Below are 14,504 nucleotides of genomic sequence, written 5' to 3'. Positions count from 1 at the left end.
CGCGCTGGTCGCGGTGCCCCCGCCCGCGCCGGAGCCGGCGGACGCACCGGACCCGGCCGGCGCGCCGGTCCCGCGGTCCGGGGGCGCCCCCGGCGGCGACTCCCCAGAACATGGCCTGCCCCGACGGCAGGACGAGCCCCCCGCGGACGAGGCGAGCTCCCCCGACGGCGCCGCGTCCCTCTCATCCGGCCTCACCGGAACCGGCGGCGGGCATCCCGAACCGACCCAGCCGGAGGACCTGCCACCCGTGCCCGACATCTCCACCACACCGTCCGGCCTGCCGGTCCGCGTGCCGCAGGCGAACCTCGCCGAACCGCTGCGCACGGACGAACCGCTCGTCGCCGACGAGCACGACGAACCGGACGACCCGGGCCGCTCGCCCGAGGAGATCCAGCGGATCATGGGCTCCTACCAGCGCGGCACCCGGCAGGGGCGGTCGGACGCGGCCGAGGCCCTCGGCAATCAAGCAGCGGAAGGCGAGGAAGGTCAGTGACGCAGAAGACCGGTTCTTCATCCGATCTGGGTTTTTTGCTGGACGACCTGGTCCACCGGTTGCCGCACGCGCGCAGCGCGGTGGTGCTGTCCGCCGACGGCCTGCTGATGGCCTCCTCGGCGGGCATGAGCCAGGACGACGGCGAGCACCTGTCCGCCGTGGCGGCGGGCATCCAGAGCCTCGCCAAGGGCGCGGGCACCCGGTTCGGCGGCGGCCCCGTCCGGCAGACGATCGTCGAGATGCAGTCGGCGTTCCTGCTGGTGTCGGTCGCCGGCAAGGGCGCCTGCCTGGCGGTGCTCGCCGGTGAGGAGGCCGACGTGGGCCTCATCGCCTACGAGATGGCGATGCTCGTCACGAGCATGGGCCACCATCTCACCTCGCCGTCGCGATCGGAGGCGGCGGAGGAGGGCCGGCCCGCATGATGCCGCCCGAGGAGCCGGGGCAGGAGCCCTGGCCGCAGGACCCCGCGCTGCACACCCCCGGCCATGAGCGGATCTACGACGAGAGCGCCGGCCCGATGGTGCGCCCGTACGTGATGACGAGCGGCCGCATCGAGCCCGTGCACGGCAAGTTCGACCTGATCACCCTGGTGGTGGCGGCCGGGCCGGAGCCGGAGGGCCCGATCGGCCTCGGCCCGGAGCACCTGGCGATCATCCGGCTCTGCCAGCAGGTGATGTCGGTCGCCGAGCTGACCGGCCACCTCGACCTTCCGGTGGCCACCGTGCGGGTGCTGCTCGGCGACCTGCTCGGCAAGGGGCTCGTCACGATGCAGGAGCCCGAACCGGAGGCGGACATGCACGACATCAGGCTCTACAAGGCGGTGATCGATGGTCTCCGGGCTCTCTGACGCCGGGGGCGGGCGGCATGACGCCCGCGCCCGCCGGATGCCCACCGCGGTCAAGATCGTGATCGCGGGCGGTTTCGGGGTCGGTAAGACGACGATGGTCGGCACGGTCTCCGAGACGCGGCCGCTGCGCACCGAGGAGATCCTCACCGACGAGAGCGTCGGTGTCGACGACGTCTCCGGGGTGGAGCGCAAGAAGACCACCACGGTCGCGATGGACTTCGGCCGCCTCACCTTCCGCGACGACTACGTCCTGTACCTGTTCGGCACCCCCGGGCAGGAGCGGTTCTGGTTCATGTGGGACGAGGTGTCGCTCGGCGCGCTCGGCGCCGTCGTCCTCGCCGACACGCGCCGGCTGTCGGACTGCTTCCCGTCCGTCGACTACTTCGAGCGCCGCGGCACCCCGTTCGTCGTCGCGGTCAATTGCTTCGAGGGCGCCCGGCAGTACGACCTCGCGGAGATCCAGCTGGCGCTGAACCTGGGCCCGAAGGTCCCGGTCATGCTCTGCGACGCCCGCCGTCTCGACTCCTGCAAGCAGGTGCTCATCGACCTGGTCCTGCACGCGATGAAGTACCGGGGGCTCCCCGCGCTGGAGTCGCAGGGCGCCTAACCCCGGACGGCCCTGGCGCCCCGGACGGTCTCGGCACTTCGGCAGGAGGCGTCCGGGGCCTCGTCCTGGACGGCCCCGGCGACCGCCCGGGCGAAGGCGCGGACGCGCGCGGTGGCGCGGTCGCGGTGCCAGACGAGGGTGAGCGCCGAGTCGGGCAGGCCGGTGAGCGGGACGAAGACGACGTCGCCGCGCACGTGGCGGCGGGCGGTCGGGACGCACAGCGGCATCGCGCCGCGTCCCGCGGCGACCATCGCCAGCGCCTCCTGGATCGTGCCCGCGGCCGGCCCGGACGGGATGGCGCGGCCGCCGGGCGTCGCCGACGGGGACTGCGCCTCGCGCCAGTACCGCGGGGCCGGTCCGGCGATCCGGATCAGCGGGTGCCCGGCAAGCTCCTCGGCGTTGACCGACGGACGGTCCGCGAGCGGATGGCGGGCCGGGACGGCGAGGCTCAGCGGCGCCTCCGAGAAGGCGGGGCCGGGGACCAGTCCGGGTTCCCGCACCGGCGCCAGCACGATCGCGGCGTCCACGTCCCCGTCGCGTACCTGCCCGAACGGGTCGGCGAGCGGCACCTCGACGGTCCGCACCTCGCAGCCGGGATGGTCGCGCTCGAACGCGCGGACGAGGCCGGTCAGGTCCTCGTCCAGCGATCCGACGAAGCCGATCCGCAGCACGCCGTCGACGCCGCGGGCCCGGGCGCGGGCCGCCTCGACGACGTCGAGGAGGGCGGTGTAGGCGGGCGCCAGCTCGTCCCGCAGGCTCGCGCCGAGCGGGGTCAGCCGGACGCGGCGGCTGGTGCGCTCCACGAGCCGGGCCCCGATCCGCGACTCCAGGCTGCGCAGGAGCTGGCTGACGCGGCTCTGGGAGAGGTAGAGGCGCTCCGCCGTCCGGCCGAAGTGCAGTTCCTCGCCGAGGACGAGGAAGCACTCCAGCTCCCGGGCCTCCAGTTCCGGCACGTCGCTCCCCCCGTCGCCGATCGATGAGCCTCGCTCATAGAAGGATGCGACCTTCGCCGTTGTTCCCGGTGCGCCGCCGGACCAGGGTCGACGGCATGACGGTTCCTCCCGACTCCCCGCCCCGGGGCGGCTGGCCCGCGGTGCTCGCGGTCGCCGCGGCCACGTTCCTCGTCGTCACCAGCGAGATGCTGCCGGTGGGGCTGCTGACCTCGATCGGCCCGGACCTCGACGCGTCCGCGGGCACGGCCGGGCTGGCGATGACCGCGCCCGGCCTGGTCGCCGCGCTCTGCGCGCCCGCGCTGTCCGCGGCCACCGCGCGGCTGGACCGCCGCGCCGTGCTGGCCGCGCTGGCGGGCCTGCTGGCGGTGGCCGACCTCGGCTCGGCCGCCGCGCCCGGACTGCCGGCGCTGCTGGTGTCGCGGGTCCTGGTCGGGGTCGCGATCGGCGGGGTGTGGGCGATCGCGGGCGGGCTCGCGGCACGGCTGGTGCCGGAGCGCTCCGCCGGGACCGCCACCTCGGTGGTCTTCGGCGGGATCTCGGTCGCGTCGGTCGTGGGCGTCCCCGCCGGCACGCTGGTCGGCGACCTCGCGGGCTGGCGCGCCGCGTTCGCCGTCGCGGGCGCGCTGTCCCTGGCCGCCTGCGCGGCGCTCGCCGTGCTGCTGCCGCCGCTGCCCGGAACCGGCCCGGCGGGCCTGCGGAACGTGCCGCGGGTGCTGCGCGCCCCGCGCGCGCGGGCCGGTCTCGTCGTGACGCTGCTGCTGGTCACCGGCCACTTCGCGGCGTACACCTACGTGCGTCCGGTGCTGGAGCGGGTGTCCGGCGTGGACCCGGACCTGGTCAGCACCCTGCTGCTGCTGTACGGGGTCGCGGGCGTCGCCGGGAACTTCGCCGCGGGGACCGCCGCCGCGCGCGGCCCGCGCCGCACCCTCCTGGCGCTCGCCGCGGTGCTCGCGCCGTCCGTGCTGCTGTTCCCCGTCGTCGGACGGGCCCCGCTCCCGGCGATCGTGCTGCTGGTGCTGTGGGGCGCCGCCTACGGCGGTGTGTCCGTCACCTTGCAGACGTGGCTGCTGCGGGCCGCGCCTCCGCACGCCGCCGAGCCGGCGTCGGCGCTGTTCGTCGCCGCGTTCAACGTCGCCATCTCGCTCGGGGCGCTGGCGGGCGGGCGCGTGGCCGACACCACCGGGGAAGCGGGTGCCCTGTGGCTCGGCGGGTCGCTGGGCGGCGTCACCCTGGCCGCCGCCGCAGTGCTAGGCCGCCGGGCGGAACGGGACGACCGGCCGGCCCCGGCGCCGGTCCCGGCGCGCCCCGAGGGCGTGCCGGACCGGCGGCCGTAGCCGTCAGCCGGTGCGCGACACCACGTAGTCGCAGAGACCGGTGAACGCGTCGCGGGCGGGGATGGCGGGGAGGGTGAGGAGCTCCGCGCGGGCGTCCTCCGCGTACTGGCGCAGGTCGGCGCGGGCGAGATCCATGGCGGGGTGGGCGCGCAGGAGGGCGAGGGCCTCGGCGTGCAGCTCGTCGCCGGACAGGTCCTGGACGAGCAGCTCGCGCAGCCGGGCGTCGTCAGGGCCGGAGCCGACGCCGGCGAGGACGTGGTGCATCGGGAGGGTGCGGATGCCTTCGCGGAGGTCGGTGCCGGGGGTCTTGCCGGACTCCTCGGTCTCGGACTCGATGTCGAGGATGTCGTCCGACAGCTGGAACGCGATGCCGATCTTCTCGCAGGCGGAGGTGATGGTGTCGACGACGCGGGCGGGGGCCCCCGACAGCAGCGCGCCGAACTGGCCGGACACCACGATGAGGGACGCGGTCTTGTCGGCGACGACCTGGAGGTAGTGCTTGAGGGGGTCGGCGTCCTCGGCGGGGCCGACGGTCTCCTGGATCTGGCCGCGCACCAGCCGGGCGAACGCGCGGGCCTGGATCCGGACGGCCTCCGGGCCGAGGTCGGCGAGCAGGTCCGACGCGCGGGCGAACAGGTAGTCGCCGGTGAGGATCGCGACGGTGTTCGTCCAGCGGGAGTTCGCGGACGCCTGGCCGCGCCGGACGGTCGCCTCGTCCATCACGTCGTCGTGGTAGAGGGTGCCGAGATGGGTCAGCTCCACGACGACGGCGGCGGGCACCACACCGGGCGCGGCCGGGTCGCCGAAGTGGGAGGCGAGCAGCACCAGCATCGGCCGGAACCGCTTGCCCCCCGCCTCGACGAGGTGCTTGGAGGCCTGGGTGAGCAGCGGGTCCTCGCCCCGCACGGATTCCAGCAGCAGTTCCTCGACTGCGGCCAGGCGCTCCCTGGCATCGGCCGCGAGGGCCGAGTCGACGGGAAGCCCGAACGGGCCGGACTCCAGTCGAGCCGGCCCGCCGGACTTCTCAGCGATTGGGTCGCTCACCCAAGACTCCCTACCGGACGAACATGTGGGTCGTTGCGTGGCCCGCGAGGTCCAGAACCGGCTGCGGGATCACGCCGAGTACCACAGTAGCCGTCGCACCGAGCGCCACCGCAGCCGCGGTCGCCGGCCCGGCGACGACGACGGGGCCGTCCGCCTCCGGCTCGCTGAAGAACATCACGACGATCACCTTCACGTAGAAGAAGGCGGCCACCGCGGAGGAGATGACGCCGACCACGACCAGCGGGGTCGCGCCGCCCTCGATGGCGGCCTTGAACACCGCGAACTTGCCGGTGAACCCGCTGGTCAGCGGGATGCCGGCGAAGGCGAGCAGGAAGAAGGCGAACACCCCGGCGACGACCGGGGAGCGCTTGCCGAGCCCCGCCCAGCGCGACAGGTGCCCGGCCTCCCCGCCGGCGTCGCGCACCATCGTGACGACCGCGAAGGCGCCGATGGAGGTGAAGCCGTAGGCGACGAGGTAGAACATCGTGCTGGACAGGCCGTCGCGCGAGGTGGCGATGACGCCCATGAGCAGGAAGCCCGCGTGCGCGATGGACGAGTACGCCAGCATCCGCTTGATGTCGGACTGCGTGATCGCGATGATCGCGCCGACCACCATCGTGAGAATCGCCACGCCCCACATGTAGGGCCGCCAGTCCCACTTCATCGTCTCGAACCCGACGTAGTACACGCGGAGGATCCCGCCGAACGCGGCGACCACCGTGCACGACGCCATCAGCGCGGTGATCGGGGTCGGGGCGCCCTGGTAGACGTCCGGCTTCCACATGTGGAACGGGACGCCGCCGAGCTTGAACAGCAGCCCGACCGACAGCAGCGCGACGCCCGCCAGCAGCAGCGTCTCGCTGCCGGCGTCCTTGCTGACCTGCGCGGAGATGTCCGACAGCCGGACCGAGCCGGCGTAGCCGTACAGCAGCGCCGTCCCGTACAGGAAGAACGCCGAGGAGAACGCGCCGAGCAGGAAGTACTTGACGGCCGCCTCCTGCGAGAGCAGCCGCCGCCGGCGGGCGAGGCCGCACAGCAGGTACAGCGGCAGCGACATGACCTCCAGCGCCACGAACATGGTGAGCAGGTCGTTGGCGGCGGGGAACATCATCATGCCCGCGACCGCGAACATCATCAGCGGGAACACCTCGGTCTGGGTGATCCCGGCGGCGGTGCTGCGCTGCTCCGCCTCGCTGCCCGGCAGCGCGGACGCCTGCGCGGCGAAGTGGCCGCCGACGACGCCGCCGTCCCGGCCGTTCCCGCGCTCGGCGATGAGCAGCAGGCTGACCAGGGCGAGGATGAGGATGGTGCCCTGGATGAACAGGGTGGGGCCGTCCACGCCGAGGGCGCCCTGCGCGGCGACATGGTGCGGATCGTCGCGCCAGCCGAGCAGGACCGTCCAGGCGAACGCGCCGGCGAGGCCGAGGAACGCGACCGGCACCTGGACCGCGTACCGCCAGGTGCGGCCGACGAACGCCTCCACGAGGACGCCCGCGAGGGCGATGCCGAGGACGAGCAGCAGCGGGCCGATCTGCCCGTACTCGATGTGCGGCGCCGGGATGTCACCCCCCTGGGCGAGCACCCCATGAGCCACCGGGCTCACGTGACTGGCAGGGCTCATGGACGGGCTCCGTTCTCGGCGACGTTACCGGTGAGCGTCGGCGCCGGGTCGTGCCGGTCGACACGGGCGAGCGTCTCCTTCACCGACGGGTTGATCACATGCAGCACCGGCTGCGGGAAGAAGCCCATCGCCACGATGATCGCGATGATCGGGGCGACGGCCCACTTCTCGCGGGCCGTGAGGTCCTTCATGCCCTCGACGGCCGGGACCTTCGGGCCGCCCATCGTCCGCTGGTACATCCAGAGGACGTAGATGGCGGCGAGGACGACGCCGGTCACGGCGAAGCACGCGGCCACCTTGTAGCGGCTGAACGTGCCGACCAGCACCAGGAACTCCGACACGAACGGCGACAGGCCGGGCAGCGAGAGCCCGGACAGGCCGGCGACGAGGAACGTCCCGGCGAGCACCGGTGCCGCCTTCTGCACCCCGCCGAAGTCGGTGATCCGCGCCGACCGGCGCCGGACGATCATGAAGCCGACGACCAGGAACAGCGCGCCGGTGGAGAAGCCGTGGTTCACCATGTACAGCGCGGCGCCGGACTGGCCCTGCGACGTCATCGCGAAGATGCCGAGCACGATGAACCCGAAGTGCGACACCGACGTGTAGGCGATGAGCCGCTTCAGGTCGACCTGCCCGATCGCGAGGATCGCGCCGTAGATGATGCTGATCACCGCGAACACGAGCACGGCGGGCGTGGCCCACTTGGACGCGCCGGGGAACAGCTCCAGGCAGAACCGCAGCATCCCGTAGGTGCCGACCTTGTCGAGCACGCCGACGATCAGGACGAGCGCGCCGGGCGGCGACTGCTGCGCCGCGGTCGGCAGCCAGGTGTGCACCGGCACCATCGGCGCCTTGATCGCGAACGCGACGAAGAAGCCGAGGAACAGCCACTTGGCGGTGGTCGGGTCGACGTGCAGCCCGCGCAGCTCCTGGAACATGAAGGTGCCGTGGCCGAGGCCGCCCTCGCTGACCGGCTTGTTCGACAGCGGGTACAGCCAGATGACCGAGACGAGCATCAGCAGCCCGCCGAACAGCGAGTACAGCAGGAACTTCACCGCGGCGTAGGAGCGCTCGCGGGCGGCGCCGCCGCCGTAGTGCCCGATGATGAAGTACACCGGGATGAGCATCGCCTCGAAGAAGACGTAGAACAGGAACACGTCGGTCGCCGCGAAGACGCCGATCATCGCGGCCTCGAGGGACAGCAGCAGCGCGAAGTAGGTCTTCACGGACCGCTTCGCCGGGACGTCCACCCCGCCGGACCGCTCGCCGTCCGTCCAGGACGCCAGCATGACGAGCGGGACGAGGATGACCGACAGCAGGATCAGCACCAGCGCGACGCCGTCGACGCCGAGCGCCCAGTGGATCCCGAACTCCTTGATCCACCAGTACTTCTCGGTGAACTGGAACCGGTCGCCGCCCGCGTCGAAGCCGGCCGCCATGACCAGGGCGAGGACGCCGACGAGGGCGGAGACGCCGAACGAGAACCACTTGACGAGCGGCTCGTTGTCGCGCGGCAGCACGCTGACCGCGACGGCGCCCAGCAGCGGCAGCGCGATGAGGACGCTCAGCCAGGGAAAGTCACTCATGACACGTTCACCACCAGGAGGGCGGCCACCACAAGGGCTGCGCCGAAGAACATCGAGAGTGCGTAGGAACGGGCGAAGCCGGTCTGGATGCGGCGGAACCGGCCGGACGTGCCGCCGATGAGGGCGGCGAGCCCGTTGACGGCGCCGTCGACGCCGCGCCCGTCGAACCAGACCGCGAGCCGGGTCAGCCACTGGCCGGGCCGCATCAGCAGCGACTCGTTGAGGGCGTCGCCGTACAGGTCCTTGCGGGCCGCGACGGTGACGAACGACCCCTTGGGCGCCTCGCGCGGCACGGGACGGCGCCCGTACTGCATCCACGCGATCGCGAAACCGGCGACCATCAGGACGAGGACCACGATGCCCGGCAGCGTGACCCACTTGAACGACTCCGCGTGCGCCGGCTTGCCGGTGACGGGCTCCAGGAAGTCGGAGAACCCGCCGAGGATCAGCCATCCGCCGGCGAAGACCGAGCCGACCGCCAGCAGCATCAGCGGGATCGTCATCACCTTGGGCGACTCGTGCGGGTGCACGCCCTCCTCCCAGCGCTTCTCGCCGAAGAAGGTCATGATCATCACGCGCGACATGTAGTACGCGGTGATGCCCGCGCCGATGACGGCGCAGACGCCGAGGATCGCGCCGGACGTGCCGCCCTTGTCGAACGCGGCCTCGATGATGGCGTCCTTGGTGAACCAGCCGGACAGGAACGGGAACCCGATGATGGCGAGGAACCCGAGCCCGAACGTCACGTACGTCGCCATCATGACGCCGCGCAGCGCGCCGTAGTGGCGCATGTTCACGTCGTCGTTGGTGCCGTGCATGACCGAGCCGGCGCCGAGGAACAGGCCCGCCTTGAAGAAGCCGTGCGCGATGAGGTGCGCGATGGCGAACACGTAGCCGGGCCGGCCGAGGCCGGCGGCGAGCGTCATGTAGCCGATCTGCGACATCGTCGACCCGGCGAGGGCCTTCTTGATGTCGTCCTTGCCGCAACCGATGATCGCACCGGCGAGCAGCGTGGCCGCGCCGACGATCGTCACCACCAGCTGCGCGGTGTCGGACATCTCGAAGATCGGCCCGGACCGGACGATCAGGTAGACGCCCGCGGTCACCATCGTCGCCGCGTGGATGAGCGCCGACACCGGGGTCGGGCCCTCCATCGCGTCGAGCAGCCAGGACTGCAGCGGGAGCTGCGCCGACTTGCCGCACGCGCCGAGCAGGAGCAGCAGCCCGATCGCGGTCGCGGTGCCGGTGCTCAGCTTGGCGGCGAGCCCGGCGTGCTCGGCGCCCGCGCCGAGGATCGGCCCGAAGTCGACGGTGCCGAACGTGGAGAACATCAGCGCGATCGCGATGATCAGCCCCATGTCGCCGACGCGGTTGACGACGAACGCCTTCTTCGCCGCGGTCGCCGCGGTCGGCTTGTGCTGCCAGAACCCGATCAGCAGGTACGAGGCGAGGCCCACGCCCTCCCAGCCGAGGAACAGCACGAGGAAGTTGCCCCCGAGCACCAGCAGCAGCATCGCCGCGACGAACAGGTTCAGGTAGGCGAAGAACCGGCGCCGGTCGGGGTCCTCGGCCATGTAGCCGACGGAGTAGACGTGGATGAGCGAGCCCACCCCGGTGATCAGCAGCACGAAGCTGATGGACAGCGGGTCCACCAGCAGGTCCATGCCGATCTTGAATCCGCCGACGCTGATGAAGTCCCACAGGTGCACGGTGCGGCGGCGCGCGGCGTCGTCGTACCCGAGCATCTGGACGAGCATCGCGACGCCGATGGCGAACGACGCCACCGGCGTCGCCACGCCGAGCAGGTGCCCCCACTTGTCGGTGCGCCGCCCTCCCAGCAGGAGGATCGCGGCGCCCGCGAGGGGCAGCGCGATGAGAAGCCAGGACGCGGCCTGGATGCCTTCCGCTTTCATCCCCGACCTCTCAGTACTTCAGCAGGTTCGCGTCGTCCACCGACGAGGACCTGCGGGTCCGGAAGATGGTCATGATGATCGCCAGGCCGACCACGACCTCCGCCGCCGCCACCACCATCACGAAGAACGCGATGATCTGGCCGTCGAGGGTGCCGTGCATGCGGGAGAACGTCACGAACGCGAGGTTCGTGGCGTTCAGCATGAGCTCGACGCACATGAACACCACGATCGCGTTGCGGCGCACGAGGACGCCGAGACCGCCGATGGTGAACAGGATCGCCGAGAGCGCCAGGTAGTGCCCCGGACTCATTGACCAGCCTCGCCTTCACGCTCGTTGGCCGAGCCGCCGCCGGACCCGCCGGCGGCCGGTGTCCCGGCCCTGACGACGCGCGACTCGGCGTCCGCGTCCTTCGCCTCTTCGGTGGCCGCCTTGACCGCGGCGACGTCCTCGTCGACCGCGCCCTGCTCGGTCCCGCCGTACAGGTCGGCGTGGCGCTCGGAGGTGTCGGTGCGGGCCGCGATGACGGGGTTGATCGACAGCTCCGACGGCGTCCCGTCCGGCAGGAGCGCCGGCATGTCGACGGCGTTGTGCCGCGCGTAGGTGCCGGGGCCGGGCAGCGGGCCCGGGTGCGCGCCGGACGCGAACCGCTGCTTGGACAGGTCCTTCTGCGTCGGCTTCGGCTCGGTCCGCTCGCGGTGCGCCAGCACCATCGCGCCCAGCGCCGCGGTGATCAGCAGCGCGCTGGTCGCCTCGAACGCGAACACGTACTTGGTGAACAGCAGCCGCGCGAGGCCGAGGACGTTGCCGTCGGCGTTGGCGGCCTTCAGCCCGGCGGAGTCGCCGAGCGCGGCGTTGCCGAGCCCGGTGCCGAGCAGCACGATGAACCCGATCGCGACGATGACCGCCCAGAACCGCTGGCCCTTGATCGTCTCCACCAGCGAGTCGGTGGAGGTGACGCCGACGAGCATCAGCACGAACAGGAACAGCATCAGCACCGCGCCGGTGTAGACGATCACCTGGACGAACGCCAGGAACGGCGCGTTCTGGATCGCGTACATCGCGGCGAGGCAGAGCATCACGGTCGCCAGCAGCAGCGCCGAGTGCACCGCCTTGCGGACCAGGATCATGCCGAGCGCGGCGCAGACCGACACGACGGCGAGCAGCCAGAAGAAGAACGGCTCGCCCGACTGCTTGTCGGCGACGTGCCCGGCCAGCACGTGCGCGGCGGCCAGGTGGTCGGCGGAGAGCGCGGCGCTCACTTGCCCTCACCGCCCCTGGCCGCCTTCTCCCGCTTCACCGCGCTGTCGGCGCTCGCCCGTCCGCCGCCCTCGGCGGGGACGGTCGGCGCCGCGTCCTCGGGCTGGAGGCCGAGGCGGTAGTAGTCCTCCTCGGTGTCGCCGAGCCGCATCTCGTGCGGCGGCGCCTCCATGCCCTCGCGCAGCGGGGCGAGCAGCATGTCCTTGGTGTAGATCAGGCTCTCGCGGCTGTCGTCGGCGAGCTCGTACTCGTTGGTCATCGTCAGCGCCCGCGTCGGGCACGCCTCGATGCACAGGCCGCAGAAGATGCACCGCAGATAGTTGATCTGGTAGGTGCGGCCGTACCGCTCGCCGGGCGAGTACCGCTCGTCCTCGGTGTTGTCGGCGCCCTCGACGAAGATGGCGTCGGCGGGGCACGCCCAGGCGCACAGCTCGCAGCCGATGCACTTCTCCAGGCCGTCCGGCCACCGGTTGAGCTGGTGCCGCCCGTGGAAGCGCGGGGCGGTCGGCTTCTTCACCTCGGGGTACTGAACGGTCTCGCTCTTCATGAACATCTGGTGGAACGAGACCCCGAACCCCTTGACCGGATTCAGGAAATCAGTGAGTCCCACTGGTGACCTCCTCAGAGGCGGATTCGATCGTGGCCGGGCGGGCCGGCTCGTCGCGGGCCCGGCCGTGGTAGTGGGGGGCGTCCATCGGCGGCACCGGGAACCCGCCGGCGAACGGGTCGCCCTGCGGCGCGCCGGGCGCCGGCCGCTCCGCGCCCGGGACGATCTCGCCGCCGTCGCCGCCGCGGACCATCTCCCAGACCACCGTGACCACCAGCACCACGGCGATGACCCCGGCGGTGATCCACAGGATCTGCTGGATGTCGTAGCCGTCGTTCTTGAACGCCTTGATGGTCGACACCAGCAGGATCCAGGCCAGCGAGACCGGCATCAGGATCTTCCAGCCGAGCTTCATCAGCTGGTCGTAGCGCACCCGCGGCAGCGAGCCGCGCAGCCAGATGAAGAAGAAGATGAACAGCCACAGCTTGACCAGGAACCACAGCACCGGCCACCAGCCGGAGTTGGCCCCCGACCAGACGGTGGAGATCGGCGCGGGCGCCCGCCACCCGCCGAGGAACAGCGTGGTGGCGAGGGCCGACAGTGTCGCGAGGTTGATGTACTCCGCGAGGAAGAACATCGCGAACTTCAGCGACGAGTACTCGGTGTGGAAGCCGCCGACCAGCTCGCCCTCGCCCTCGGGGAGGTCGAACGGGATGCGGTTCGACTCGCCCATCATCGTGATCACGTAGACCACGAACGACGGGGCGAGCAGCACCGCGAACCAGATGTGGTCCTGCTTGGCGACGATCTCCGAGGTGGACATCGACCCGGCGAACATGAACACCGCGACGAACGACAGCCCCATCGCGATCTCGTAGGAGATCATCTGCGCGGACGAGCGGAGCCCGCCGAGCAGCGAGTACGGCGACATCGACGACCAGCCCGCCAGCACGATCCCGTAGATGCCCATCGACGACATCGCCAGCACCAGCAGCACCGCGACCGGCAGGTCGGTGCCCTGCAGCGCGGTGTGGTGCCCGAAGATCGACACCGTCGGGCCGAACGGGATGATGATGAACGAGATGAACGCCGGCACCGCCGACATCACCGGCGCGAGGACGAACACGACCTTGTCGACCTGGCGGGGGACGATGTCCTCCTTCAGCGCCAGCTTCACGCCGTCGGCCAGGCCCTGCAGCAGGCCCTGGGGCCCGGCGCGGTTCGGGCCGACGCGCAGCTGCATCCGCCCGATGACCCGCCGCTCGACCCACATCGACAGCAGGACGGTCAGGACCAGGAAGACGAAGATGACCAGCACCTTGCCGCCGATCAGCCACCACGGGTCCTTGCCGAACGTGGCGAGCGTGGGATCGGCGGCGGGCGCCGCAAGCGGACTCATCGGGTACCTCCCGCGTTCTCGGTCGGGCGGGCGAGCACCCCGCTCGCGATCTTGACGACGCCGCCCGCCGCCGCGCCCAGGTCCCGGTGGAGCGCGCAGCCCGCCGAGTTCGTCGGCAGCCACACCACCCGGTCGGGCAGGTCGGCGGTGATCTCCAGCGGGAGCGTCACCTCGCCGCGCGGCCCCGACACCGTGACCGCCGCGGTCGCGCCGATCTCCGCCGCGGTCGCGGGCGACAGCCGGGCCACCGCCGCCTTCGCGGTGCCCGCGAGGAACGGCTCGCCGTCCTGCAGCCGGCCCCGGTCCAGCAGCAGCCGCCAGGTCGCCAGCAGCGCCTCGCCCTGCTCGGGGTGCGGCGGCAGCGCCGGCGCGACGTCCGGCGGCTCCGGCCGCTCGCCGCGGTGGGCGCCGAGCTGCGCCAGCTCCCGCCGCGCCGCCTCCGGGCCCGGGAGCCCGAGGTGGACGTCCATCTCGTCGGCCAGCGACTGCAGGACCCGCAGGTCCGACATCTTCCCGGCGGACTTCAGCACGACGTCGAACGGGCGGCCGCGGCCCTCCCAGTCGACGAACGTGCCGGCCTTCTCGGCGACGGCCGCGACGGGCAGCACCACGTCGGCGCGGTCGGTGACCGCGCTCGGCCGCTGCTCCAGGCTCACCACGAACGGGGTGGCGTCGAGCGCCCGCAGCGCCGCGTCCGGGTCGGGCAGGTCGTAGGGGTCGACGCCGCCGACCAGCAGCGCGCCGAGCCGTCCGGCGGCGGCCGCCGCGATGATCCCGGCGGTGTCCTCGCCGGGCCCGGCGGGCAGGTCCGCGACGCCCCAGGCGCGGGCGCCCTCGGCGCGGGCCAGCGGGTCGGTGACGGGGCGGCCGTGCGGCCGCAGGCCGGGCCGGGCCCCGGCCGC

14 protein-coding genes and 1 pseudogene are annotated in these 14,504 nt (G+C 72.3%); 5 read left to right on the top strand and 10 right to left on the bottom strand.

Annotated features, from left to right (window positions below; all coding sequences use genetic code 11):
* From ABZ914_RS31600 to ABZ914_RS31585, 4 genes and pseudogenes are all read left to right on the top strand, one after another.
* Positions 1–493, top strand: a pseudogene (locus ABZ914_RS31600) (hypothetical protein); the annotation flags it as partial.
* Complete coding sequence (locus tag ABZ914_RS31595; protein WP_500197669.1) at positions 490–915, top strand: roadblock/LC7 domain-containing protein; 426 nt, start codon at positions 490–492, stop codon at positions 913–915. The pseudogene ABZ914_RS31600 and the gene ABZ914_RS31595, both read left to right, overlap by 4 nt.
* A complete protein-coding gene (locus ABZ914_RS31590; RefSeq protein ID WP_190867931.1) occupies positions 912–1,340 on the top strand; it encodes a DUF742 domain-containing protein in 429 nt (142 codons plus the stop codon). The genes ABZ914_RS31595 and ABZ914_RS31590 overlap by 4 nt, the downstream gene beginning before the upstream one ends.
* The gene (locus ABZ914_RS31585) at positions 1,321–1,947 is read left to right on the top strand and encodes a GTP-binding protein (protein ID WP_190867933.1); all 627 of its coding nucleotides are present in this window, start codon (positions 1,321–1,323) and stop codon (positions 1,945–1,947) included. The genes ABZ914_RS31590 and ABZ914_RS31585 overlap by 20 nt, the downstream gene beginning before the upstream one ends.
* On the opposite strand, the gene ABZ914_RS31580 is transcribed toward ABZ914_RS31585, so the two are convergent.
* The gene (locus ABZ914_RS31580) at positions 1,944–2,900 is read right to left on the bottom strand and encodes a LysR family transcriptional regulator (protein ID WP_500197666.1); all 957 of its coding nucleotides are present in this window, start codon (positions 2,898–2,900) and stop codon (positions 1,944–1,946) included. The genes ABZ914_RS31585 and ABZ914_RS31580 overlap by 4 nt on opposite strands.
* A 95-nt stretch (positions 2,901–2,995) precedes the next feature.
* Between ABZ914_RS31580 and ABZ914_RS31575 the strand changes: the two genes are divergently transcribed.
* Positions 2,996–4,234, top strand: coding sequence for an MFS transporter (locus tag ABZ914_RS31575; protein ID WP_500197664.1), 1,239 nt, complete (start codon positions 2,996–2,998; stop codon positions 4,232–4,234).
* Between the two features lie 3 nt (positions 4,235–4,237).
* On the opposite strand, the gene ABZ914_RS31570 is transcribed toward ABZ914_RS31575, so the two are convergent.
* The 9 genes from ABZ914_RS31570 to ABZ914_RS31530 all read right to left on the bottom strand — a co-directional run.
* On the bottom strand, positions 4,238–5,236 hold the full coding sequence (locus ABZ914_RS31570) for a polyprenyl synthetase family protein (RefSeq protein WP_190867982.1): 999 nt from the start codon (positions 5,234–5,236) through the stop codon (positions 4,238–4,240).
* A 52-nt stretch (positions 5,237–5,288) separates the two neighbouring features.
* Complete coding sequence (gene nuoN, locus ABZ914_RS31565) at positions 5,289–6,899, bottom strand: NADH-quinone oxidoreductase subunit NuoN (protein ID WP_500197663.1); 1,611 nt, start codon at positions 6,897–6,899, stop codon at positions 5,289–5,291.
* Complete coding sequence (locus ABZ914_RS31560; protein ID WP_500197661.1) at positions 6,896–8,485, bottom strand: NADH-quinone oxidoreductase subunit M; 1,590 nt, start codon at positions 8,483–8,485, stop codon at positions 6,896–6,898. The genes nuoN and ABZ914_RS31560 overlap by 4 nt, the downstream gene beginning before the upstream one ends.
* Positions 8,482–10,398 (bottom strand): NADH-quinone oxidoreductase subunit L, encoded by a 1,917-nt coding sequence (gene nuoL / locus ABZ914_RS31555; RefSeq protein WP_387029300.1) that lies wholly within the window; start codon positions 10,396–10,398, stop codon positions 8,482–8,484. The genes ABZ914_RS31560 and nuoL overlap by 4 nt, the downstream gene beginning before the upstream one ends.
* A 10-nt stretch (positions 10,399–10,408) precedes the next feature.
* Complete coding sequence (gene nuoK, locus ABZ914_RS31550) at positions 10,409–10,708, bottom strand: NADH-quinone oxidoreductase subunit NuoK (protein ID WP_173096805.1); 300 nt, start codon at positions 10,706–10,708, stop codon at positions 10,409–10,411.
* Positions 10,705–11,631 (bottom strand): NADH-quinone oxidoreductase subunit J, encoded by a 927-nt coding sequence (locus ABZ914_RS31545; protein ID WP_433252836.1) that lies wholly within the window; start codon positions 11,629–11,631, stop codon positions 10,705–10,707. Before ABZ914_RS31545 ends, nuoK begins: the two co-directional genes overlap by 4 nt.
* 23 nt (positions 11,632–11,654) lie before the next feature.
* Positions 11,655–12,266 (bottom strand): NADH-quinone oxidoreductase subunit NuoI, encoded by a 612-nt coding sequence (nuoI, locus tag ABZ914_RS31540; RefSeq protein WP_500197659.1) that lies wholly within the window; start codon positions 12,264–12,266, stop codon positions 11,655–11,657.
* Positions 12,253–13,602, bottom strand: a complete 1,350-nt coding sequence (gene nuoH / locus ABZ914_RS31535; protein WP_190867948.1) for an NADH-quinone oxidoreductase subunit NuoH — start codon at positions 13,600–13,602, stop codon at positions 12,253–12,255. The genes nuoI and nuoH overlap by 14 nt, the downstream gene beginning before the upstream one ends.
* A partial coding sequence (locus tag ABZ914_RS31530) for a molybdopterin-dependent oxidoreductase (RefSeq protein ID WP_500197657.1) occupies positions 13,599–14,504 on the bottom strand: 906 nt, incomplete at its 5' end. The genes nuoH and ABZ914_RS31530, both read right to left, overlap by 4 nt.

The sequence above is a fragment of the Spirillospora sp. NPDC046719 genome (assembly GCF_040645715.1).
In the GTDB taxonomy this organism is placed as follows: domain Bacteria; phylum Actinomycetota; class Actinomycetes; order Streptosporangiales; family Streptosporangiaceae; genus Spirillospora.
Note: the sequence above shows the minus strand (reverse complement) of the source record. Positions and strands in the feature narration are given on the sequence as shown.